The following is a 21,309-nucleotide window of genomic DNA, read 5'->3' as shown; positions in this document are numbered from 1 at the left end:
TTTGATGAAGGTTCTCCACGCCATAACGGCTCTGAGTGTAGGAGGCGCGGAAACCATGCTCGCGAAACTGGTCGAGTATGAGCGCATGCATGGCTTTGCCGTCCAATCGTCCGTCGCGTCCCTGATGCCACTTGGCGCGCGCGCGGATCGTATCAGGGCCAGCGGCACGCCCCTTTATGATTGCGGCCTGAGGGGCGCGTTCACCCTGCTGCCCAGCCTGTTCCGCCTTCGCGCTGTTATCCGGCAGGTGCAGCCCGACCTGATCATGGCATGGATGTACCATGCGCACATCGCTGCCACGCTGGCGAGCGGGCTGATGCCCAGAAAAATCCCCCTGATCTGGAACGTGCGCCATAGCATCGACGATATCCGTCAGGAAAAGCCCGCGCTGCGAGCGGTCGTGCGGACGGCAGCCCTGCTATCCCGCCTGCCCCACTCGATCATCTACAATTCGCATGCCGCCGCCGGACAGCATCAACGGCTCGGTTTCCACGCGCGCCATGCAATGGTGATCCCGAACGGCTTCGACCCCGATCTTTTCCGCCCTCGCGAAGGCGCGCGCGAGCAACTCGCCGCCAAACTCGGCATTGATCCCGGATCGCTGATCATCGGGATGGCGGCGCGCAATCATCCGATGAAGGACGCCGCCAACCTGGCGGAGGCAGTGCTGATTGCTAGGCAGTCGGGTGTCGATGCCCACCTCATCCTGACGGGCGAAGGGATGGATCGGCCGACGGGGCGGCTGGCGGAGCTGCTGAAGGCGCTCCCCGCCGATCGCGTGACACTGCGCGGCCATGATGGCTCACTCGCGGAACTGTTACAGGGCCTCGATCTCCTCGTCCTTCCATCGGCATGGGGCGAAGGCTTTCCCAACATTCTGGGCGAGGCGATGGCTTGCGGCATAGCCTGCATCGCGACGGATGTGGGCGACAGCGGAGGGGTGCTTGGCGGTACGGGCATCATCGTTCCCCCGCGCGATGCAGCGGCTCTCGCGGACGGCATCGTCACCTTGGACAGGATGGAGCCGGACGGGCGCCGTCAACTCGGCGCCGCTGCGCGCGACCGCGTGGAACAGAGATTTTCCATGAGCAGGATCGCCGGGATGTACAGCGATCTCTATCGGGGCGCAGGCGGCGCAGGCGCTCCTCAAAATTTGTCTCGGGCCGGCATCGGCCAAGCGCAGGTGATGTGATGGATCAGGTTCTGACAACTATCGACAGCTCAAATCAAAGGCCGGTGGGGCTAGAAATGTGCGCCAGACCTGCGCGCATTTGCTTCCCCTTTCCTGGAGGCGTGATCGGCGGAAGCCATATCTCGGCGCTCAAACTCATCCAGCGGCTTGACCGGACGCGTTTCGCGCCACTGATAGTGCTGCATCACGGATCCGGCCAAATGAGCGAATTGCTCCGCGCAGAAGGGCTCGACTTCGTCACCCTGCCGCACCGCTTTCTCGGCTCCTCGCCCGGCGTTCCGCTACGCCCGGGAACACAAGCTTTGATCGGGGCCGTCGCAGATCAATGGGCACTTGCCCGTTTTCTCAGAGAGCATGAAGTTCGCATTGTCCATACTAACGAAGGCTTGATGCATATATCCTGGGCGCTGCCGGCCCGACTAGCCGGAGCGAAACTGCTCTGGCATCATCGAGGAACGTCCAGCGCGCGGGGAGTGCGATATATCGCTCCCTTCGTAGCCAGTCGCATAATCGGAGTTTCTGCATTCGCACTCTCGGAAGTCCGGCGCGTCACCGCAGCCGCGCGTAACACATCAATTGTCTACAGCCCTTTCGAAACGCAAGCAGAACAAATTGATCGAGCAAGGGCTCATGATGATTTGACATCAGAACTGAACGTGGACTCGGCAACGCGGCTAATTGGTTTCTTCGGCAATTTGCAGGAGAGCAAAAGACCCGGAAAATTCATTGACGCGATGGCGGAGATTGTCAGGAGGCGCCCCGATCTGCCAGTCATGGGCCTCATTTTCGGTTCGCCCATGATCACGGGGATCGAAGAAGAACTGGTACAGAGGGCGAGATCCCTCAATGTGGCCGACCGGATAAGACTGATGGGCTTTCGATATCCTGCAGCCAAGTTCATGGCGGCATGTGACATCCACGCCGTAACGGCGGTAGGCGAACCATTCGGCCGAACCCTGATCGAAGCGATGCTGCTGCGTACCCCGGTCGTCGCGGCGGCCTCTGGCGGTAACTTGGAAGCGATAGAAGATGGTGTGAATGGCCTGCTTGCCACAGTGGACGATCCGGCCGCAATGGCATCGGCTATCCTGTCCCTGCTAGACGATCCCGAGCGATCCGCGAGAATAGCCGAAATGGCAGCCGCTCGAGCCGCAAAACGTTATGGCGCCGATCGCCATGTGAATCAAATCAGCACCATCTACCAGTCACTTCTCACAAATTTTCGACGGAACTAGAACAACGCCGTGGTAAGCCAGAATGCCACCGCTATTTTAGGTGTCGGCATTGCTACTTTGCTGATTGCGCCCTTTGTTGCGCCATCCAACTTATCTGGCCCTGGAAGCGGTACAATCGAAGACAGCAAACTCGGCGGATCATCCGTGCTGCCGGAGGTCGCAGGCGCGGAGGCCTTTCCTGGAGCGGAAGGGTTTGGGCGCCGTTCACGAGGCGGGCGCGGAGGAAAAATAATCGCCGTCACCACGTTGAACGACCGGGGGCCGGGATCCTTGCGTGAATGCATAGGCGCAAAGGGGCCGCGAATTTGCGTTTTCCGAGTGAGCGGCGTCATCCGCTTTACCAGCCAACGCCCCATCATCCGCAATCCATTCATTACCATTGCAGGACAGACTGCGCCCGGTGGCGGGATAATCGTCACCCATGGTGGGGGGAAAGACGGCCTAACGCCGATCGTGGTCAAGAACACGCACGACGTCATCATACGTCACATCCGCGTGCGCACCGATCGCAATGCTGCACATCGCGGCAGCAATGGGTCATTCACATTTGAAAACAGCCGCAACGTCATTTTCGATCATGTGAGCGGAGCTTGGGCCCAAGGCCAGATCGTGGCCGGTTCGAAGTTCAACAACAATATCACTATCGCCAATTCCATCTTCACCCAAGCGATTCCCAAGCGTGAAAAATGCGCGCTACTCGCTTCCCACCCGACGAAACCACAAAAGATCAGCTTCATCCGCAACATCTGCGCTCAAAATGGGGGTGGAAGTCCGCATGTGAATTTCATGCCCGGCTCTTGCATCGAGATAATAAACAATGTCCTTTACAATGCGCGCTCGCGCTTCACAGAAATCCATGAATATTTTGGGGGATCGGCCCTTAATGTAGTCAGCAATTATTACAAGGGTGGTCCGGATAGCCGGAACTATATCGCCGCCGTCGATCGAGTGGCCTATGACAATCCTCGCAATTCAGAATTATTCCTGGCTGGCAATGTGCTGGACGGCGTCCAGAAGCTGGTCACCAAGGACGCCAATGTTGCTGTCGTGGAGCGTCCCGCATGCCCTTTGAGCGTAAGGGTGATGTCGGCAGAGGAAGCTTATGCCCAGGCGCTAATGTCCGCAGGCGCCTTTCCCCGCGATTCGTTGGATGACCTCACCGCGCTCGAAGTGCGCCAGCGCTCAGGGCGGATCTTGCAGGACCGCGCGATGCTGGGCGGACCGCGTCCGTTGCCCGCAATTGCACCCGGCATGCCCTATGTTGACTTGGACGAGGATGGAATGGCCGACAGTTGGGAGAGGATCCACGGAATGGACCCGCGAAAGAACGACGCCTGGCAGGATGCCGATCACGATAAGTGGCTAAACCTTGATGAGTTTCTAGATTTCGCTCATCGCCAGGTCATGGCCGGGCGGCATATCCGCTGATGCCCTTGCGTCCTAATATTGAAGACGGATCTCTGCCCCCAAGATCGTACGATCGAAGTCATCAAATGCTCTGCTGCTATCTCGCTTGGCAATACGCCCAGTAAGAGCAAAAGATATATTGCGATTCAACAAATATTCGATTTCAGCTACGCCCGCCACCGTCTCTTCGTGCTGGTTCGTACCGATGAAGTTGCTGCGGCGGTACAGCGCAGAAGCTTGCCAGCGGATATTGTGATAGATTTCATTCTGGAAACCAAGACGCACTCTGGTATCGGTCCGCGACTGCGCCCCGCTTCGTACCGTGGCAACATCGCCCTGGAAGCCATCGAGCGTGATCGCCCATCGCGGCGACGGCGTATAGGTTAGCCCAGCCGACACCGAGAGCCCGGTGCGGCTGTCGAACCGCGGATCATCGGGATTGAAGCGGAATACGCCGACAGCTGCTTCGCCACGGATCAGGCCGCCCGGCTCAAAGGAAACGCCAGCTCGAGCTCCATAAGTCTTGGAGTCACGGTTCGTCCCCGACGCGTCGACCGCCAGCCGGAAGCTCCTCCTAGAGTAGAACGCTTCGCCAAACACGTCCATCATGCCGCTCACCCGATAACCGAGCCGCGCGGAGGCGGAATATTGGTCATGATCGCGTTCGGAATCAACCGAGGCAAGCGCATTATTCTTGAGCGCACTGCCTTTTAGGCTCACGGTGACGCGAGCGCCCCGATGCGTATAGCCAAGGTCGCCTTGCCAAAGGTCATATTTGCGGGGGGACGAGCCGGCCCCGGTGCGGGATTCAGGTTCACCCCGGTCTTCGACCAGCCGTGTCCAGCCAACATTGGCGCTGATCGCGTCGCTGCCCGACAGATTGTATACGCCGCCGAGGCTTGCGTTGATGCCCTCGGAGTTTTCAGACTCGTTTTTGAAATAGCGCCGGACGACGCCCCGCGCCTCCGCGGACAGCTGGAACTTGTCGTCACTCAGTCGCAGGTTGAGCCAGGGCGAGATGGTCAGGCGTTCATCATCGATCTTGTCCGAAGGCAGCGCATAAATGTTGGAATCATATTCCAGCCGGACGTCTGCGCCGAGATAAGCCGAAATCCTCCCCAACTGGACTGCTTTTGCCTCATATTCCTCGGGTGTTTCCAGCAGCGGCGTGGCCCTGTCCAATTGCTGAGCGGCCGCTGGCAATGCGGTCGCCGCAAGTATGATGCAGGAGCAGAATGGGAGGAGGCGTGCTGCTGTCAAAACCATTTCTCCACGACTTTGATGGTGTCACCCGGTTGGATCGGCGTATTTTCGGATGCTTTGGCGGTCGATGCCTGCCCATCCACCTGACGGATGATGGCGACAGTGTTCTTGTTGGCGCGGAAGGTGTAGCCACCGGCCACCGACACAGCCGTGACGACAGTCATGCCCGGCCGATAAGGATATTCACCCGGGCTGCGCACTTCGCCAAGAATATAGATGGGACGCAGCTTCACAGGCTGAATGCTGACGGCAGGCGACACCATCAGCCTCTTTTCCACCAGCAGGGCAGCGACCCGCTGCTCCAGTTCGGGTATCGTCGAGCCCTTGACCGGAATCCCGCCCATCAGCGGCAGCGTCAGTTCTCCGCGATCGTTGACAACGAAAGCCGTGCCGTTTTCGATCTCCGTCAGGCCGGGGATGATGACGCGAAGCTCATCGCCCGGCCCCAACCTGTACTGATCAGCGTTAGCGGTGGAAACGGCAGGCAGTCCGCCAACCGAGCCTGCACAGGCCGAAAGGGCCAGCATGAGGGAAATGCCGAAAGACTGGACGATCCGCATGACCACCTCCCATATCTCTGACCATCTCTGGCCATTTTGTTTCAGTTTCAGAACAGAAATAAGTTCAAGTCAATTGCTGCTGTATAGTTGCTTGTTCAGTAACGATAATTTCCCGCCTTCATTGCCAATTGCTTCCAGCAACGTCTCGATCATGAAGTGCATCGCCGCTTCTCCGAGAAGATGGTCCACCGGAAGCATGAGACTGCGCTCGCCTATCTCGGCAGCGACGGGGAGCGGCCGCAGATTGGGATGGGCGCTGTTGCGCACCGCCAACTCGCGCGACATGTCCGGGCAGGAACCCGTTCCCGCCGGAATGCCGCGCCGGGCGAGCGCCGCGATCACCTCGGATCGCGCCACCGCTGGATCGAGCAGCAGATAGAATTTATAATAGGCATGTTCGATCCCATCAGGCACCTGCGGAAGCGCGATCAGCGGGTGGCCGCTCAAGCCTGCGCGCAGAATGGCGGCATTGGCGCGGCGGCGGGCCAGCCAGGATGGCAGCTTGCGCAGCTGGGCCCGGCCGATCGCGGCCTGCATCTCCGTCAACCGCCAGTTGGTGCCGAAACTTTCGTGCAAATAGCGGAAGGCATTGCCAGCCGAAGGCGCGCTGAGCATCGCGACATTCTTGCCATGGTCCTTATAGGCCCAGGCTCGTTCCCAATGGGCTTCATCCTTCAGCAGCAGCATGCCGCCCTCGCCACCTGCCGACATGATCTTGTCCGTGCAGAAGGAAAAGGCGGAAGCATGCCCGAAGGAACCCACCATCTTTCCCCGGATCGCGGCGCCATGCGCCTGGGCACAGTCCTCGACCAGCCACAGGCCATGTCGATCCGCAATGGCCAGTAGCCCGTCCATGTCGCATGGCCAGCCCGCCAGATGCACGCACAGTATCGCCCTTGTCCGCTCATTGATCAGCGGGATGACGGCGGCGGGATCTATGGTGTGGCTGTTCCGGTCTATGTCGGCGAACACCGGCACCGCCCCGACAGCAGCTACTGCCGAAGCGCTCGCGAAGAAGCTGCGCGCCGGCACGATCACCTCGTCGCCCGGCCGAACGCCCAGAGCGCGAAACGCGAGCTCCAGCGCGAGCGTGCCGTTCGCCAGCGATATGGCGTGCGGCATGCCGCAATAGTCGGCAAACTCCCGCTCGAACGCGCGGCACTCATCGCCATGCACCAGCGAATTGACCCGGCCGCTTTGCAATACATGGACGACTGCGTCGATTTCGTCCTGCTCATATTGCGGCCAGCGCTGCTCGGGCGGCGGGAACGGCGCAGCCAAAGGCGTCGCGCCACTGATTTCACGATTTTGGACAATCTGGTTCATCGACTTCCAGCCCTCACGCTGATCTTTGGGACGGCTGCGAGCCGGAGCGTCTGAAGCGCAGTCCGTCATTCATTCGCAGCCTTGCCCACAAGATCGATTTCGCGGGTCAGTTCGCGCAGCGTCTTGGCCCAGGTGGATTGGGCAGGAGCGCGCAGCAATTCCTTCATCAGGTCGCGAACCCCATCCTCATCATGGGCATGGATCAGGCTCGCCAGTTCGGTGAAGGCGTTGACCAGCTTTTCCAGCGGCACGGGGCAAGGACTGGCCTCGATCACGCCAGGAATGGTGGAGCGAAGCTGTTCCTCGGTCGTGTCGAACAGTTCCTCGTAGAGCTTCTCGCCCGGGCGCAGGCCGACGAACTTGATGGGCACGTCGATGTCCGGACGCAGCCCCGCAAGTCGGATCATCCTGCGCGCGATATCGACGATCTTGATCGGCTCGCCCATGTCGAGGACGAAGATCGTGCCGCGGTCAATATTCGTTTCCATCGCGCGGGCACTGCTCTGCAGGATGAGCTGCACAGCTTCGCCGACGGTCATGAAATAGCGCTTGATGTCAGGATGCGTGATGGTGAGCGGCTTTCCGGCGGCCATCTGCTGTTGCAGCAGGGGCACGAGCGAGCCGCTGGAACCCAGCACATTGCCGAACCGGACGGTCATGAAGCGCGGACTGTCCGGATCGCACTGACCAATGAGGTCGAGCGCCTGGCAATAAAGTTCGCCCAGGCGCTTGGTCGTGCCCATGACACCGACGGGATTGACCGCCTTGTCGGTCGACACCTGGATCATCGCAAGCGCGCCATAGGCGCAGACCGCATCGGCGACGTTGCGCGTGCCAAGCACATTGGTGTGTGCGCCTTCGCACGGGTTGGCCTCGACGATCGGCACATGCTTGAGCGCGGCCGCATGGAAGACGACCTCCGGCTGATGGCGCTCGAAGACGTCATTGAGCGCCGCGCGATCACGGATCGAGCAGAGTTCAGGGCGGCAGATGACCTCGGGAAACTTGTCCCGGACCTGCATCTCGATCGTGTAGAGATTGAACTCCGAATGGTCGAGCAGCACGATCTCCGCTGGGCGGAAGGTTGCGATTTGGCGCACCAGCTCGCCGCCGATCGTGCCGCCTGCCCCAGTGACCAATATCCGACGGCCACGGATCAGCCGGTCGACGATATTGCGCTGGAGGGACACTTCGGGACGGCCGAGCAGGTCGGCAAGCTCGAACTGCTTGATCTCGATGCGCGGTTCCCCATCCTTCGTTTTCTGCAGGTCGTTGGCATGGGCGACGGTAAGGTCGCACTGGTCCGCCAGCTTGACCAGATGGGAGAAGGAGCGGCGCGGCATCGTCTTGTCGCCGCGGATGACAAGGCTCTCGGGCTTCAGCCCGCGTGTCGCCAGCGTCTCGACGATCTGGGGCAGCTTGTCGGGTGAACCGAGCACGGGAATTCCCGCGATCTGCAGCCTCGTCTCGCGGCTGTCGAAGGTGAGAGCACCCACGACATTGAAACGGTTCGTGCGTTCGGCGCGCAACATGTCGATGAGCGACCGGATCCAGTCGAGCTCGCCGAGCAGCAGGATATTGTGGCTGCCGCCCGGCGGCACGATATGGGCAAGGGCAAATTCGCGCAGGCCACGGCGCACCGTTCGCACGCCGATCATGGCGACCAGCAACAGGGCGGAGTGCAGCAGAGCAAAGCCGACCGCCTCCAGCGGGGCAGCCCTGATCTTGGCGGAGAGGATCAGGCACATCCCCCAGGCCGCCGCCGCGCCTCCGGCCACCGCCGTCGACAAGGTGATGCCGTCGCCAAAGGAGAGGAAGCGCCAGCTCCGCCAATAAAGGCCCGTCAGGCAAAGGGTGAACACTGCCACCAGGCTGAAGAAGAACATGAGGCTGGGGCGATCATGGAAGGCCGTCGAAACCGTCCCCGGCATCGTCATGACCACCGCAAGCAAGGTGATCAGGATCAATGATGCATCGATCAGCATCAGCGCTGCAAAACGCGCAGGCCCGGGGAAGCCGGTCGGCCGTGTCAGCAGATCATGGAGCAATATCGCCCAAACCGGCGCGCCTGCGGGCACATTTTCCCGCAGGTCCACGCCGTCGTCGAGAATTGGGTCAGATCCAGCGGGCGGTGCGCTCGCATCCATAGCAAAACCCTTGCGGTTCAAGAAAAGACCTTCGACGATCGCGCACCGCATAGGTCGAAAACATCTTCGCGGCATGCAGAGCGTGATCGTTCAAGTCACCGCCAAACGGTAACGACTTGGGTTTCACCCGCAATGAACCAGACAGCTATCATCCCTAGTGGCAGAAAATGGGCGCCAGCGATGGCCGAAGGAGCAGAATTCCCGACGCTGGCAGCCCGAATGATTTACCGGATGAGGTCGGAGTAAATCTTTTGGCTAATTGACAGCAGCCCACGCGGTGTTGGCACCGCGATCTTCCGAACGCCCGGATGCGCCTAATAACGCCGGTGGTCCTTTGATGCTGTCACAAACGAATCGGACACTTGGTCTATGCCGCCCGGTCATATTGCAGCGAAAATGGAATGTGGCACATGATTTCAACCATTTTGCCAAACATGTGAAAAGACAGGACCTTACCTGATCCGCCTCCTGAACATTCTTTATACAAGTTAAGTTTTTACAGAAAGTTACGCCTATTGTTCAGATCGGCAGTTGTGATACTCTCCGGCTCGATAAGATTGGGGTCGCCTTCAGGCAGTGCTTTTGCATTTCAATCCATCACGGCGTGCCGATGATGTTGAGGGAGGCGAACGATGACAATAGTTTCAGATGTCGTGCTTGTGGGCGGAAGCTCGATCGTCAGGGAAGGTTTGCGGCGGCTGTTGTCCTCCCAGCACCGCCATATTCTCTATACGGGCGCCAAGCTTGATGAGTTCCTCCTTTCGGAAACGGACTGCCCCGCATGTCTGCTGCTGCTGATCGAGGATCAGGACAGGGAATGGAGCGGCGCTGCCCTTGCCGAGGTGCGCGAGCAATGTCCTGCCGCCCGCATCGCCATTCTCGCCAACAAATTTGACTTCGACACGATGCTGGATGCTTTTCGGGCCGGGGCGGAAGGCTATCTGATCAACGACCTCTCTTGCGAAAGACTGGGCGGATATCTCGATCTCATAGCGCTTGGAGAAAAGATTTTCCCGTCACAACTGGCTCAGCAGCTGATCGACCAAGCCACGACTTGCGAGGAGGTTCCTGATGCCGTGTCGATCGACGGCGCCAATCTTTCCGCGCGGGAGATGGAAATCTTGCAGCGCCTGATCGCCGGATTGCCCAACAAGGTCATATCGCGCCAGCTGTCGATCAGCGAGGCCACGGTTAAGGTCCATGTGAAGGCGGTACTCCGCAAACTGCGCGTGTCCAACCGCACCCAGGCAGCGATATGGGCCGCGAGCCAAGGGCTGCACGGCATGGCTGGCGGCGATACGTCGCCTTCATATCCAGCAGCTTCTTTTGCTGGGGCAAGCCGGAGCAGCTTTTCATCCAAGGGTAACGGAGGCGATGCGGCGGGTTCTCGCGCGAACGCCTGACGACGCATCCCTTGATAAGCCACGCAAAGATTTCACCTTTTATCCTGGTCGGGGTTATCCAATTGGATATTCCGACATGCTCTTATGATCGCTGAACAGGCATTTTGTGCAATGGACTAGAGGCGACCAGATTTGCATCCTAGCTGCGAAAAGGTTCAGCTAACCAAGCGGAGCGCAGTGCGTGCGGATCAGTCATTATCAGGCAAGCCGCTACCCGTTGCCCAGCAGCCCGCGCGGCAACCTTCCCCAGGATCAGGCGCAGTCCTGGACCGACGAACTTCACAGATGGGAATTCGTGCTGTTGCAGGCGGCCGTGTTCTTCGCCCCCTATAATGCATTTCGTCATCCCAGCGTCTACATTACGCTTAGCGATATCCTGTTTGCTGGCGCCTTTTTCCTGCGCATTGGAAGGGGCAGGGTCGCCACACCCTTTGCCAGCCTGACTTGGCTTTGGGTCCTCGGCCTGCTCATGCTGAGCGGCGGCCTGTTCCTTGGAAGCGCCTTTAACGGCAACATGGTCCGGTGCCTCGTGCTGACTACGCAATATGCCTTCGCTTATTTGCTCGTGCCCCTCGTTCTGCTGCGCAGATCGGAGGAAGAAGCCATGCAGCTTATCAAATGCTGCATCTGGGGCATGGTCATCATGTGCTTCATAGGCGCGCTCGCTTACTTCGCCGGCCATTACAGTTCCGAGCGAGAGCAAATGGCGATCGTGACGGGCAACAGGAGAATGCAGGGGTTTGCAGGTAATCCCAACGGCATGGCAGTACTATCGGTTATGGCGCTGCCGCTTGTCTGGATGTTGTTGCTATCCGACAAGATGCGCAAGTGGGTAGCACTTCTTTGCATTGGCCTGCTCGTCATGGGAATAATCCTGACAAGTTCCAATACAGGCCTTTACAGCATGATCGCGGTGGCATTGATCTTCTTTGGCGGCAGACGCAACTTCAAGACGCTGATAGTCATTGCATTGCTCGGTAGCGCCGTGCTGACGTTCGGACAGGATTATCTTCCGGCAACCTTCCAGACGCGCGTGCTCTCTGCCGTGAATTCGGGCGATCTATCGAGCGCCGGGACATTTGCTTCCCGGCAGGAACTGAACAGGGAAGCGCTGGAGATGGCCGATGGGAACCTCATCATTGGCCTGGGCGCGGACCAATACCGGTATGAAAGCCGATATGGGCTACCCGTGCATAATCTTTACCTGCTGTTGTTGAACGAAGGCGGCGGCTTGTCGCTGCTCGGCTATCTAATCTTGCTCGGCGTTCCATTGCTTACAGCGGTCGCCGCACATCGAAACAGATATGGGAAGCTCGTGCTGCTAACCACCGTGTCGATATCCGTCACCCTCGCAAACGCCCTGATGGGAATGCCCCACGTTTATGGTCGATGCTGGTTCCTGATGATCTTCCTGGCAATAAGTCCTTCGCTTTTGAGACAGGGAGCGCTGGAGGACCATTTTGTTCCTTTATCCAAGCAATGCCGAGGAGCGCAAAGGCCTGTTCCACCGCTACGAGGTTAGGCGTCCATGACTGTCCGGAGCGATGCCTACTGCAGCGCCGTGCCGAGTTGGTACTGGCAACGGAGGTGTTGCTTGCTGAAAAGATCAGGTGCTCGCCGTCGGCGCCGACGCGTCAGAGTTCAGCTCTCAAACCCGAGACCGTGCGTATTTGCCGACAACTTGGCAATCTACGGCGCGCGCAAGGTCCGGCGGCAGATGATATGGAAGGCTTCCCGATCGCTGCTGAACAGTCGCTAGGCTGATGCGTGAGATGTGCCCCGAAGGGCTCATCGTGGCAAGCCGGGGCGCCGCCAGGATCAGAGGCAAGGCGGCGCCATCCTGCAATTACGTCAATCGCAGGTTCTGCGCTCCCGAACATGTTGCGGGTGTCAGAGTTCATTCACGTCGCGACAAGGGCAGGCGCTTACGTCACCAACGCTGACGCTAGACAAATTATCGGATGGCGGCCAGCAGGACGGCTCTTGCCAGTTTTGTCTTTGATGCCCTGGAACGAGTACTTCAAGACCGACAGCCGAGTCATCGGCGTGGTCTCATCCAACATAACAAGCCGCGGCTCGGCATAAACGTAACGGTTCAGTTGTAGGATCAGCTTGAACAAGGAGGATCCACTCAGTGACGCTCATCAGCTAATGGAGAATATGCAGGCGCAAGGTCGGTCGCTGCGTGCGCACTGCCCCAACCCCCTCACGCCATATGGTTCGCACGCTCCCGCCAGCGGGAAGGGGCCATCCGCTCGTACCAACGGCGGCGGGTTGGCATCTCACCACTGAAATATTCAGCCGAGTCCATGTAGAACTGGACCGGATCGCCATAGCCCCGGCGGGCATGTTCGGCATAATCGACCCGGTTCATGACAACACCGTCGACGGGCTTTTGCAGCACCTGCAAAGCGGCGCGCACTTGTTCTATGGTTGTCCGTCCCCAGCGCACGACCATCAACGTCTGATCGGCGGCGTCCATCAGCATGCGAGAATCTCGCGTGGCGAGCGTCGGAGGGGCATTGATGATCAGCAGATCGTAATGGTCGCGTAGCTGATCCAACAATTCGTTGACTTTACCTAGCCGCATAAGCGCGACGGGATTGCGGGCAGGCTCCCGGGCGCTCAGGACAACTGGTTCATAGGTGGTGATTTCCGATGGCGCAAGGTCGGGCCTTTGCGTCAGCGCGAGCGGCGGGAGCATGCCGCGCGCATCGACCGCACCACTCAAATAGTCGATCAGGTCTGGCTTTCCTCCCGCATCCTCCGTCGGGCGCAGGACATCGCTGGGACGGCGCAGGTCAAGGTCAATTACGATTGCGCGACGGCCCATCGCGACCGCCGCCGCGAGTAAGGTCAAGGTCACGGTCGATTTGCCGTCACCGGTAATCGGAGAGGTGATCAGGACCGTCTGCGATCGCCCTGCCTCAGCCAGATCGGCAACTTCGCTTCCCAATCCCCGCGCCACTTCGGCATAGAGGGACTGCGGGTCCTGCAGCACCGGATTAGCCTTGGCCGATGTGAGGGCGTCACCATCCAGTTCGGGCAGCATGGCAAAGGTGCGCAGGCCAAACTGCTGGTAAATCTGATCGGCATTCCAGAGGCGGTTGTCGGTCAGTTCGATGCCGAAGACGATCAGAAGTCCGAGGATCAATGATCCGACGAACGCCGCGAAGGTCGCGGACTTGGGGCGGGGGGAAACCGGATCCTGCGGCACGGCTGCCGGGGACATCAGGCGCGAATGAATGCCCGAGGCTGCTAGGCTGGTTTTTACCTGCTGGGCCCGTGTACTCATCGCGGTAAAAGCGCTGCGAGCGGCTTCCGCATTGCGTTCAAGGGCGTTCAACTCGACAGTCGCCGCAGTGTTGGCGAAAGCCTTGCCCGTAATCGCGCGCAAGGTGCCTTCCAACTGGCCAGCGCGCGACGCGGCCGAGGCCGCTTCGCTTCGCGCCATGGCAGCTTCACGGGCCGCGTCGGTCTGCGCCTGCATAGTCGCTGCGCTGACAACTCGCGCCTGTTCCTGCCGCATGCTTCCGTGGATTTCCGCGATTTGCGCTTCCAAGCCGCGCATCTTCGGATGTTCGGCCCCGTACATCATGGCCAGTTCACTGCGCGTGCGCGTAAGGTCGTCCAGCTGCCGCCTTTGCTGGTCGAGCAGCGGGGACGTGGCGCCTGCCGTGGTGATGTTGCCGACGGCACGGGCGACACCCGCCGCCCTGGCGTTTTGCGCTGCGCGCATGGCGGCAGCGGAAGCAGCTTCCGTAGCGATACGGTTGATCTGTGCATAATCTTCCGATCCGCCCGCACCGGTCAGCATCTGGCGCTGGCGGCGGAAATTGGCGACGGCCTGCTCAGCTTTATGCGCCTCTATCGCGAGCCGTGCCCGCTCGTCATCCAGTTGGGCAGCAATCTTGCCCTGCCGGTCGTCGCGCATCACGGCACGGTAGGCGGCAAGGCTTGCAGGATATTGGTTCGCTATTTCCGACGCCAGCTCAGGCGATCCCGATCTTACAGTGATTTCGATGAAGTCGGAATCCTTCAGGCTCGAAACCGACGTGCTGTACATTAGCCTGCCCGCGAGGCGCGACAGACGCCGGTTGTCGAGGATGGCGCTGGCGGGCAGCGGATTTTCGACGAATCGCGGATCGGAAGCGAGCTTCAGGTCCTGCACGACGCGTTCGGCGAGCGATCGGGACCGGTAGATGCCCGCTTCGTTCGCCACACGCTGCTGGTTGCGGGCGGCCATGTCCGGCGATCCGCTGTCGTCATTCAATTCGACCTGGACCGTCGCCGTCGCCTGATAGACGGGCGTGCTCGTCAACTGCACCGCAAGGACAATCAGCACCGCGAAGAAGACGATCGCGCCCAGCAGCAATTCATGCCGCCGGATGATCTTTATGACCTGCCGTGCCGAAAGGCTGGAAGGGCGGGACCCGCCATCCATCGGGCCGTCAGACCTTGCTTCGAGAAGGGGCGCATTCAGCATTCCCGATTGCGACAGCATGAATAGATCCTCCACGACGGCATTCTGCCCCATTGGCGGCCGACCCTCCTGCTTTTGGAAGGAGCGATCAAACAATCTTAGGGCGCAAAGGGCAGGAATAATGATTAACCCCTTCGGGCATCGCGTGACGCAAGCGGCGCAGCACCGGGGCGCTCGCGCGCAGTCCCAAGCCGCGTCGGCGGGCTTCAGAAGGCCGCCCCACGGCCAACCACTTCCAAAGCGCGCATTTTTTATATAAGTTACCAATGCGGTTATTTTCCGAGGCGACTCAAGAAAAGCCGGGTCAAAGGCTATGAGGCGCCCGCATTGGTGGGAGAGGGCCTGTGCCGATTGCGGTCGCCATCGCCATGCTGGTGCTTGGTTCGGTCCTGTTTCATCTGTTCAGTCCCTGGTGGCGGACGCCGATCGCGTCCAATTGGGGCTCCATCGACTCCGCACTGGACGTAACCCTCTGGATTTGCGCCGCCGCCTTCATCCTCCTCAACCTGTTCATGGCCTGGGTCCTGGTGCGTTACCGTCACCGCGCCGGGCACCGGGCGCATTATGAGCCGGAAAACGCCTCTTTGGAGAAAAGGCTAACGATCTGGACGGCGATCGGCATCGCCGGGATGCTGGCTCCAGGCCTCGCCGCATGGGGCCGCTATGTTTCCGTGCCCCAGGACGCGACGATCATCGAGGCGGTTGGCCAGCAGTGGCAATGGTCCTTCCGCTATCCCGGACCCGATGGCGTGCTGGGCGCGGCAGCTGTCAAATATGTGACGCCCGACAATTCGCTGGGCCTCGATCCGCTGGACCCGTTCGGCCGCGACGATCTGCTGGTAGAGGCGGGCGATCTTCATCTTTCCCTGGATAAGCCGGTCAAGATCGTGCTGCGCTCCAAGGACGTGCTGCACGATTTCTACGTGCCCGAATTCCGGGCGAAGATGGATATGGTCCCCGGCATCGTCACCTATTTCTGGATGACCCCGACCAAGGCGGGCACGTTCGATATCCTCTGCGCTGAGCTGTGCGGCACGGGCCATCATGAAATGCGCGGACGCGTGGTGGTGGAGCCGCCCAAGGCTTTCGCCGCCTGGCAGGCGCAGCAGACAAGCTTTGGCCAGATCCTCGCCGAAACGCCGCCTGCCGCCATGTCCATCCTGCTCATCAAGGCAAATGCCTGCATAGTCCCCGCTTCCTGGAGCAAGAGTTGATGGCTACCACCCTGGCCGACGACCTGAGGCCGATGCATCATCCTCATAGTTGGGTCACCAGATATGTCTGGAGCCAGGATCACAAGGTCATCGCCATCCAATATAGCGTCACGGCCATCGCGATCGGACTGGTAGCGCTGGTCCTGTCCGCGCTGATGCGGCTGCAACTTGGCTTCCCCGGTGTCTTCCCCGCCATCCAGCCGGACAATTACCTCCAGTTCGTGTCGATGCACGGCATGATCATGGTCGTCTATCTGCTGACGGCTTTGCTGCTGGGCGGCTTTGGCAATTATCTTATTCCGCTGATGATCGGCGCGCGGGACATGGTCTTCCCCTTCGTCAACATGCTGAGCTACTGGCTCTACCTGGTGTCGGTCATCGTCCTCGTCGCGGGTTTTTTCGTTCCGGGCGGGCCTACGGGAGCGGGCTGGACGCTTTACCCTCCGCAGGCGATCAGCGAAGGAACGCCCGGCCACCAATGGGGCATCGCCACCATGCTGGTAAGCCTTGCCATCTTCGTTGCCGCCTTCACCATGGGCGGGCTCAACTATGTGACGACAGTGCTTCAGGCGCGAACCAAAGGCATGACCCTGATGCGGATGCCGCTGTCGGTCTGGGGCATTTTCACCGCATCCATCATGGGCCTGCTTGCCTTTCCCGCGCTGTTCGTCGCGGCGATCATGATGTTGTTCGACCATTTCGCGGGCACCAGCTTCTTCATGCCGACCATGCAGTCGATGGGTGCGATCACCCCGACCGAGGGTGGAAGCCCCCTCCTCTTCCAGCATCTCTTCTGGTTCTTCGGCCATCCCGAAGTCTATATCGTGGCGCTGCCGGCCTTTGGCATCGTGTCGGACCTGATCAGCGTCCATGCGCGCCGCAACATCTTCGGCTACCGCATGATGGTGTGGGCGATCACCATTATCGGCGCACTCAGCTTCGTCGTGTGGGCACATCATATGTATGTCAGCGGCATGAACCCCTATTTCGGGTTCTTCTTCGCGACATCGACGCTGATCATCGCGATCCCCACGGCGATCAAGGTGTATAACTGGCTGCTGACGCTTTGGCGCGGCGACATCCATCTGCGCGTGCCGATGCTGTTCGCCATCGCCTTCATCTTCACCTTCATTCACGGCGGGCTGTCGGGATTGTTCCTTGGCAATGTCAGCGTCGACGTTCCGCTGTCCGATACCTTCTTCGTCGTCGCGCATTTTCACATGGTGATGGGCGTGTCGCCTGTATTGGTGATCTTCGGCGCCATCTATCACTGGTATCCCAAGATCTTCGGGCGGATGTGGAACGAGACATTGGGCAAACTCCACTTCTGGATCACCTTCCTCGGCGTCTATGCCATCTTCTTGCCGATGCACTATCTCGGCATCCTCGGCGTGCCGCGCCGCTATTATGCCTTGGGCGAAACAGGCTTCATCCCGCCCTCGGTCCATCTGGCCAATGAATGGATCAGCATCGCCGCACTGATCGTCTTCGCTGCGCAAGGCCTGTTCTTCTTCAACATGATCTGGAGCTTTTTCCGGGGACCGCGCGCTGATCCGAACCCCTGGGGTGCAGCAAGCCTCGAATGGCAGACGCCGCAGACCCCGCCGGACCATGGCAATTGGGGGCCAACCCTGCCGACCGTCTATCGCTGGCCCTATGATTACAGCGTGCCGGGCGCGCCGCGCGACTTCATTCCTCAGACGGAACCGCGCACATGACCATCCTTGCGCGCCTGGCGGAAAAGAGCTGGGAACCGGCCAGCGATCGGAACCCCGCCGCATCGTCCAATCCCCGCCCATCCGCAGGAGGGATAGGCCTCGGCGTCTATTTCGCCGTTGCTCTCGTCATGTTCTCCCTGCTCGGCGCGGCCTATGTCATGCGCATGGGCCTGCATGCGTCCATGGGCCATGCGGGCGATTGGGTCGTCCTGCCCGATCCGCCACTGCTCTGGATCAACAGCGGGATATTGGCCGCGAGCAGCATCGCCTGGGAGATCGCGCGCCGCTCCTTCGACAACGGAAGGACAGTGCGCGCAGCCGCTACGGGGACGGCACTCGGCCTCGCCTTCCTGATTGGCCAATGGCTGCTGTGGCGTCATTATCTGGCGCAGGGCTATTATCTCTCGTCCAACCCCGCCAACGCCTTCTTCTATCTGCTGACGGCGCTCCATGGCCTGCACATTCTGGGCGGGCTCGTCGCGGCCGCCTGGGTACTTGCGGCGCACAATCTGCACAATGTCCGGCTGTGCGCCGTCTATTGGCATTTCCTCTTCTTCATCTGGATTTTGATCGCCGCCCTGCTCGTCTCCACATGAGGTCCATCCATGGCTCACACAGTATCCGACGGAAGAGACAGGGAGATCATCACGCCCGCGCTGCGGGAAATCGTCGCGGATTGGTCGGCCGATCAGGAAGTCTTTCGCCATACCCATTGGGGCAAGGCGATGATGTGGATATTCCTGCTGTCGGATACCTTCATCTTCTCCTGCTTCCTCACAGGCTACATGACGATGCGCGCGTCAGCGGTGGAGCCATGGCCTAATACCGCCGAAGTATTCGCCCTGACCATCGGTGGTCAGGACATTCCGCTCATCCTCATCGCGATCATGACCTTTGTCCTCATCAGTTCCAGCGGCACGATGGCGATGGCGGTCAATTTCGGTTATCGCAAAGACAAGCGCAAAACAGCCATATTGATGCTGCTCACCGCTTTGTTCGGCGCGGCCTTCGTCGGCATGCAGGCTTTTGAATGGACCAAGCTGATCCACGAAGGCGTGCGCCCGTGGAGCAACCCCATGGGCGCGCCGCAATTCGGCGCGAGCTTCTTCATGATCACCGGCTTTCACGGCCTGCACGTGACCTGCGGCGTCATCCTGCTGCTGATCATCGCGTCCAAGGTCGCGCGCGGCCATTATGACCGTGCCGGTGACTATAGCGCGGTCGAGATCGCGGGGCTCTACTGGCACTTCGTCGACCTCGTGTGGGTCTTCATCTTCGCCTTCTTCTACCTGTGGTGACGCCCATGAAACATGAGATACCAGGCAGCGAAGCCTCGCTAGTCCATGAAGGGCAACATCATCCCATCAGCCTTTACCTGAAGGTCTGGGGCTATCTGTTCGTGCTGAGCGCCATGTCCTACATGGTGGACTATATGCATGTGCAGGGGATCGTCCGCTGGACGCTCATCATCCTCTTCATGCTGCTGAAGGCAGGGCTGATCCTGTCGATCTTCATGCATCTCGCCTGGGAAAGGCTGTCGCTGATCTACGTAATCCTGGTGCCGCCGCTGCTGCTGCTGGTGCTGGTGCGGATCATGACGATCGAAGCCGACTACGCTTTTTGGACGCGGGCGATCTTCATGGGCGGGGGAGGATGAAGCCATGAACCGCATGCGCTGGCTGGTGACGGGACTGTGTGTCGCAGGCGCGGCAAGCGCGCTCTGGAGCCTCAACTGGTTCGCGGGACAGCTATATCCCAATGGCGATGCGGGCACCCTCGCCTACAAACCGGGCGAGGACATGCCGCCGCGCGTCGACATGGCGTCGGTCCAGCGCGACTGGCCCGCGAGCCTGGGCAATCCAGGCGAAGGCAAGCGACTGATCGCCTATCATCGCGACATGCGCGGTAAGGCGCCCGCGCCCGCCTCCAGCGCAGGCGGTGCGCCCGCCCCGGCACCCTTGGATCTTGGCACCTTGCTGGCGAGTGCCGACGCCAATGCGGGCAAGGCGAAGATGCAGCTTTGCGCCAGTTGCCATGCTTTCAGCCAAGGCGGCCCAAACCGCATCGGACCCAATCTCTGGGGCGTGGTGGGGCGGCCGGTCGCAAGCCATGCAGGATTCGCCTATTCTCCGGCGATGAAGGCCCATGGGGGAAGCTGGACCTATGACAAGCTGTTCGAGTTCCTCGCCTCCCCCGCGCGCGACATTCCGGGAACCAAGATGAGCTTTGCAGGCCTGCGCCGCCCCGAAGACCGCGCCGCCGTCATCAAATATCTTGCCAGCCTCGGGAATGGAGGGCCGCCGCTACCAGCGCCGTCGCTACAAGCCGGACAGTGAGGGGCCGCCTTACCGGACGACCGCGCGGGTATAGAGATGCCAGGTAGCGTATCCGAGCACCGGCAGCACGACGGCAAGCCCGACAAGTCCCGGCAGCGCACCCAGGATCAGCAACGCGACGACTATCAGTCCCCATGTCGCGACGGTGAGGGGATTTTCCCTGGTGACGCGCACAGATGTGCGCAACGCGTTGCCCCAGCTGACTTGTCTGTCGACGATCATCGGAAAGGACACGACGCTGACCGCCAGCGTCACCATCGCAAAGGCCAGGCCGACAAGATTGCCGATGATGATCATTTGCCAGCCTTCGGCCGTCCCGAACACCGCGCTCACGAACGCGCCAAGCGATGAAATCGCCTCAGGACCGAACCTGCCCACCGTCGAATTATAGATGAACCACGCCGCGGCGAGCCACGCGAGGAACAGCAGGGCGGTGATGCTGGTAAGGTCGAAAAGCGACGGCGCGGACGGTCCGCGCACGACATCCAGGAAATGCCGCCAGCGCGAGTCGAGGCCATGCTCCCTGCGCCGGGCAAGCTCATAGAAGCCGCTGGCCAAAGCAGGACTGAACAGGACCGAGCCTGCAAGAAGCGGGAACAGCAGCGGCAGGATCGATACGCGGCTGGCGATCAGGATGGCGAACAGCACGACCACCGGATAGATCAGCCCAATGAAGATGAGGTCGCCGCGCTTGGCCTGAAAATCTTCCCAGCCCTGCCGCAGCGCGATCCGCAGGTCGTCAAAGCCGATCCTGCGAATTTCATGATCTTCCCGGCCGCGTGGAACATCAGCCGAATGCGTGATCGCCATGCTCGCTCTCCCTCGCGAAGTCACCATGACGGACGCTCAAGCTTCCTTACCCTCAGTCGGGACTGGTGACGGAGGCGGCCTGTTGACCTGCGCAGCGCATCGTCTCGGCATGAGGAGCGCCTCATGGCCATGTGCAGCAGATTACACCAAAGCGTAACGAAGCGGAACCAAAAAGCAGCTTCGTACCTTGGCCAGCCACAGTTCGCACTGCGGCA

General features: G+C 60.3%; 17 protein-coding genes. 11 read left to right on the top strand and 6 right to left on the bottom strand.

Annotated features, from left to right (window positions below; genetic code table 11):
* The first annotated feature begins 4 nt into the window (after positions 1-4).
* Genes ACYU8T_RS12980 through ACYU8T_RS12970 form a run of 3 tightly spaced genes read left to right on the top strand, consistent with a single transcriptional unit; the run spans position 5 to position 3,855 of the window.
* Complete coding sequence (locus ACYU8T_RS12980; protein ID WP_461159679.1) at positions 5-1,192, top strand: glycosyltransferase; 1,188 nt, start codon at positions 5-7, stop codon at positions 1,190-1,192.
* A complete protein-coding gene (locus ACYU8T_RS12975; protein WP_461159678.1) occupies positions 1,192-2,427 on the top strand; it encodes a glycosyltransferase family 4 protein in 1,236 nt (411 codons plus the stop codon). The genes ACYU8T_RS12980 and ACYU8T_RS12975 overlap by 1 nt, the downstream gene beginning before the upstream one ends.
* 9 nt (positions 2,428-2,436) lie before the next feature.
* Positions 2,437-3,855 (top strand): pectate lyase, encoded by a 1,419-nt coding sequence (locus ACYU8T_RS12970; RefSeq protein WP_461159677.1) that lies wholly within the window; start codon positions 2,437-2,439, stop codon positions 3,853-3,855.
* A 12-nt stretch (positions 3,856-3,867) separates the two neighbouring features.
* Here ACYU8T_RS12970 and ACYU8T_RS12965 read toward each other — a convergent pair whose 3' ends face one another.
* The 4 genes from ACYU8T_RS12965 to ACYU8T_RS12950 all read right to left on the bottom strand — a co-directional run bounded on the left by ACYU8T_RS12965 (position 3,868) and on the right by ACYU8T_RS12950 (position 9,130).
* Positions 3,868-5,016: an outer membrane beta-barrel protein gene (locus ACYU8T_RS12965; protein ID WP_461159676.1), complete on the bottom strand. Its 1,149-nt coding sequence runs from the start codon at positions 5,014-5,016 to the stop codon at positions 3,868-3,870.
* A 74-nt stretch (positions 5,017-5,090) separates the two neighbouring features.
* Complete coding sequence (locus ACYU8T_RS12960) at positions 5,091-5,657, bottom strand: polysaccharide biosynthesis/export family protein (RefSeq protein ID WP_097090774.1); 567 nt, start codon at positions 5,655-5,657, stop codon at positions 5,091-5,093.
* A gap of 69 nt (positions 5,658-5,726) precedes the next feature.
* Positions 5,727-6,983 (bottom strand): DegT/DnrJ/EryC1/StrS family aminotransferase, encoded by a 1,257-nt coding sequence (locus ACYU8T_RS12955; protein ID WP_461159675.1) that lies wholly within the window; start codon positions 6,981-6,983, stop codon positions 5,727-5,729.
* A 65-nt stretch (positions 6,984-7,048) separates the two neighbouring features.
* Positions 7,049-9,130, bottom strand: coding sequence for a polysaccharide biosynthesis protein (locus tag ACYU8T_RS12950; protein WP_461159674.1), 2,082 nt, complete (start codon positions 9,128-9,130; stop codon positions 7,049-7,051).
* Between the two features lie 632 nt (positions 9,131-9,762).
* Here ACYU8T_RS12950 and ACYU8T_RS12945 point away from each other — a divergent pair.
* Positions 9,763-10,533: a LuxR C-terminal-related transcriptional regulator gene (locus ACYU8T_RS12945; protein WP_461159673.1), complete on the top strand. Its 771-nt coding sequence runs from the start codon at positions 9,763-9,765 to the stop codon at positions 10,531-10,533.
* A 181-nt stretch (positions 10,534-10,714) separates the two neighbouring features.
* Positions 10,715-12,055, top strand: a complete 1,341-nt coding sequence (locus tag ACYU8T_RS12940) for an O-antigen ligase family protein (protein WP_461159672.1) — start codon at positions 10,715-10,717, stop codon at positions 12,053-12,055.
* A gap of 684 nt (positions 12,056-12,739) precedes the next feature.
* On the opposite strand, the gene ACYU8T_RS12935 is transcribed toward ACYU8T_RS12940, so the two are convergent.
* On the bottom strand, positions 12,740-15,070 hold the full coding sequence (locus ACYU8T_RS12935; protein ID WP_461159671.1) for a GumC family protein: 2,331 nt from the start codon (positions 15,068-15,070) through the stop codon (positions 12,740-12,742).
* Between the two features lie 290 nt (positions 15,071-15,360).
* Between ACYU8T_RS12935 and ACYU8T_RS12930 the strand changes: the two genes are divergently transcribed.
* The 6 genes from ACYU8T_RS12930 to ACYU8T_RS12905 are packed head-to-tail and all read left to right on the top strand — an operon-like array spanning position 15,361 to position 20,284.
* On the top strand, positions 15,361-16,230 hold the full coding sequence (locus tag ACYU8T_RS12930) for a cytochrome c oxidase subunit II (RefSeq protein ID WP_461159670.1): 870 nt from the start codon (positions 15,361-15,363) through the stop codon (positions 16,228-16,230).
* Positions 16,230-17,948: a cytochrome c oxidase subunit I gene (locus tag ACYU8T_RS12925; RefSeq protein WP_461159669.1), complete on the top strand. Its 1,719-nt coding sequence runs from the start codon at positions 16,230-16,232 to the stop codon at positions 17,946-17,948. The genes ACYU8T_RS12930 and ACYU8T_RS12925 overlap by 1 nt, the downstream gene beginning before the upstream one ends.
* A complete protein-coding gene (locus tag ACYU8T_RS12920) occupies positions 17,945-18,544 on the top strand; it encodes a cytochrome c oxidase subunit 3 (RefSeq protein ID WP_461159668.1) in 600 nt (199 codons plus the stop codon). The genes ACYU8T_RS12925 and ACYU8T_RS12920 overlap by 4 nt, the downstream gene beginning before the upstream one ends.
* A 9-nt stretch (positions 18,545-18,553) precedes the next feature.
* The gene (locus tag ACYU8T_RS12915) at positions 18,554-19,246 is read left to right on the top strand and encodes a heme-copper oxidase subunit III family protein (protein ID WP_461159667.1); all 693 of its coding nucleotides are present in this window, start codon (positions 18,554-18,556) and stop codon (positions 19,244-19,246) included.
* Positions 19,247-19,251: 5 nt separating this feature from the next.
* A complete protein-coding gene (locus tag ACYU8T_RS12910; protein WP_461159666.1) occupies positions 19,252-19,605 on the top strand; it encodes a cytochrome C oxidase subunit IV family protein in 354 nt (117 codons plus the stop codon).
* Positions 19,606-19,609: 4 nt separating this feature from the next.
* Positions 19,610-20,284, top strand: a complete 675-nt coding sequence (locus tag ACYU8T_RS12905; RefSeq protein WP_461159665.1) for a c-type cytochrome — start codon at positions 19,610-19,612, stop codon at positions 20,282-20,284.
* Positions 20,285-20,293: 9 nt separating this feature from the next.
* On the opposite strand, the gene ACYU8T_RS12900 is transcribed toward ACYU8T_RS12905, so the two are convergent.
* Positions 20,294-21,094, bottom strand: coding sequence for a DUF2189 domain-containing protein (locus ACYU8T_RS12900; RefSeq protein ID WP_461159664.1), 801 nt, complete (start codon positions 21,092-21,094; stop codon positions 20,294-20,296).
* Between the last annotated feature and the right edge of the window lie 215 nt (positions 21,095-21,309).

Source organism: Sphingobium sp. TomMM35A (assembly GCF_054771735.1).
This window is presented reverse-complemented; position numbering and strand designations above follow the sequence as displayed.

What these genes read in the sequence shown, in the direction of transcription:
- ACYU8T_RS12980 (WP_461159679.1), top strand. Translation starts at nt 5, where the DNA reads ATGAAGGTTCTCCACGCCATAACGGCTCTGAGTGTAGGAGGCGCGGAA.
- ACYU8T_RS12975 (WP_461159678.1), top strand. Translation starts at nt 1,192, where the DNA reads ATGGATCAGGTTCTGACAACTATCGACAGCTCAAATCAAAGGCCGGTG.
- ACYU8T_RS12960 (WP_097090774.1), bottom strand. Translation starts at nt 5,657, where the DNA reads ATGCGGATCGTCCAGTCTTTCGGCATTTCCCTCATGCTGGCCCTTTCG.
- ACYU8T_RS12955 (WP_461159675.1), bottom strand. Translation starts at nt 6,983, where the DNA reads ATGAACCAGATTGTCCAAAATCGTGAAATCAGTGGCGCGACGCCTTTG.
- ACYU8T_RS12950 (WP_461159674.1), bottom strand. Translation starts at nt 9,130, where the DNA reads ATGGATGCGAGCGCACCGCCCGCTGGATCTGACCCAATTCTCGACGAC.
- ACYU8T_RS12945 (WP_461159673.1), top strand. Translation starts at nt 9,763, where the DNA reads ATGACAATAGTTTCAGATGTCGTGCTTGTGGGCGGAAGCTCGATCGTC.
- ACYU8T_RS12935 (WP_461159671.1), bottom strand. Translation starts at nt 15,070, where the DNA reads ATGGGGCAGAATGCCGTCGTGGAGGATCTATTCATGCTGTCGCAATCG.
- ACYU8T_RS12925 (WP_461159669.1), top strand. Translation starts at nt 16,230, where the DNA reads ATGGCTACCACCCTGGCCGACGACCTGAGGCCGATGCATCATCCTCAT.
- ACYU8T_RS12920 (WP_461159668.1), top strand. Translation starts at nt 17,945, where the DNA reads ATGACCATCCTTGCGCGCCTGGCGGAAAAGAGCTGGGAACCGGCCAGC.
- ACYU8T_RS12915 (WP_461159667.1), top strand. Translation starts at nt 18,554, where the DNA reads ATGGCTCACACAGTATCCGACGGAAGAGACAGGGAGATCATCACGCCC.
- ACYU8T_RS12910 (WP_461159666.1), top strand. Translation starts at nt 19,252, where the DNA reads ATGAAACATGAGATACCAGGCAGCGAAGCCTCGCTAGTCCATGAAGGG.
- ACYU8T_RS12905 (WP_461159665.1), top strand. Translation starts at nt 19,610, where the DNA reads ATGAACCGCATGCGCTGGCTGGTGACGGGACTGTGTGTCGCAGGCGCG.
- ACYU8T_RS12900 (WP_461159664.1), bottom strand. Translation starts at nt 21,094, where the DNA reads ATGGCGATCACGCATTCGGCTGATGTTCCACGCGGCCGGGAAGATCAT.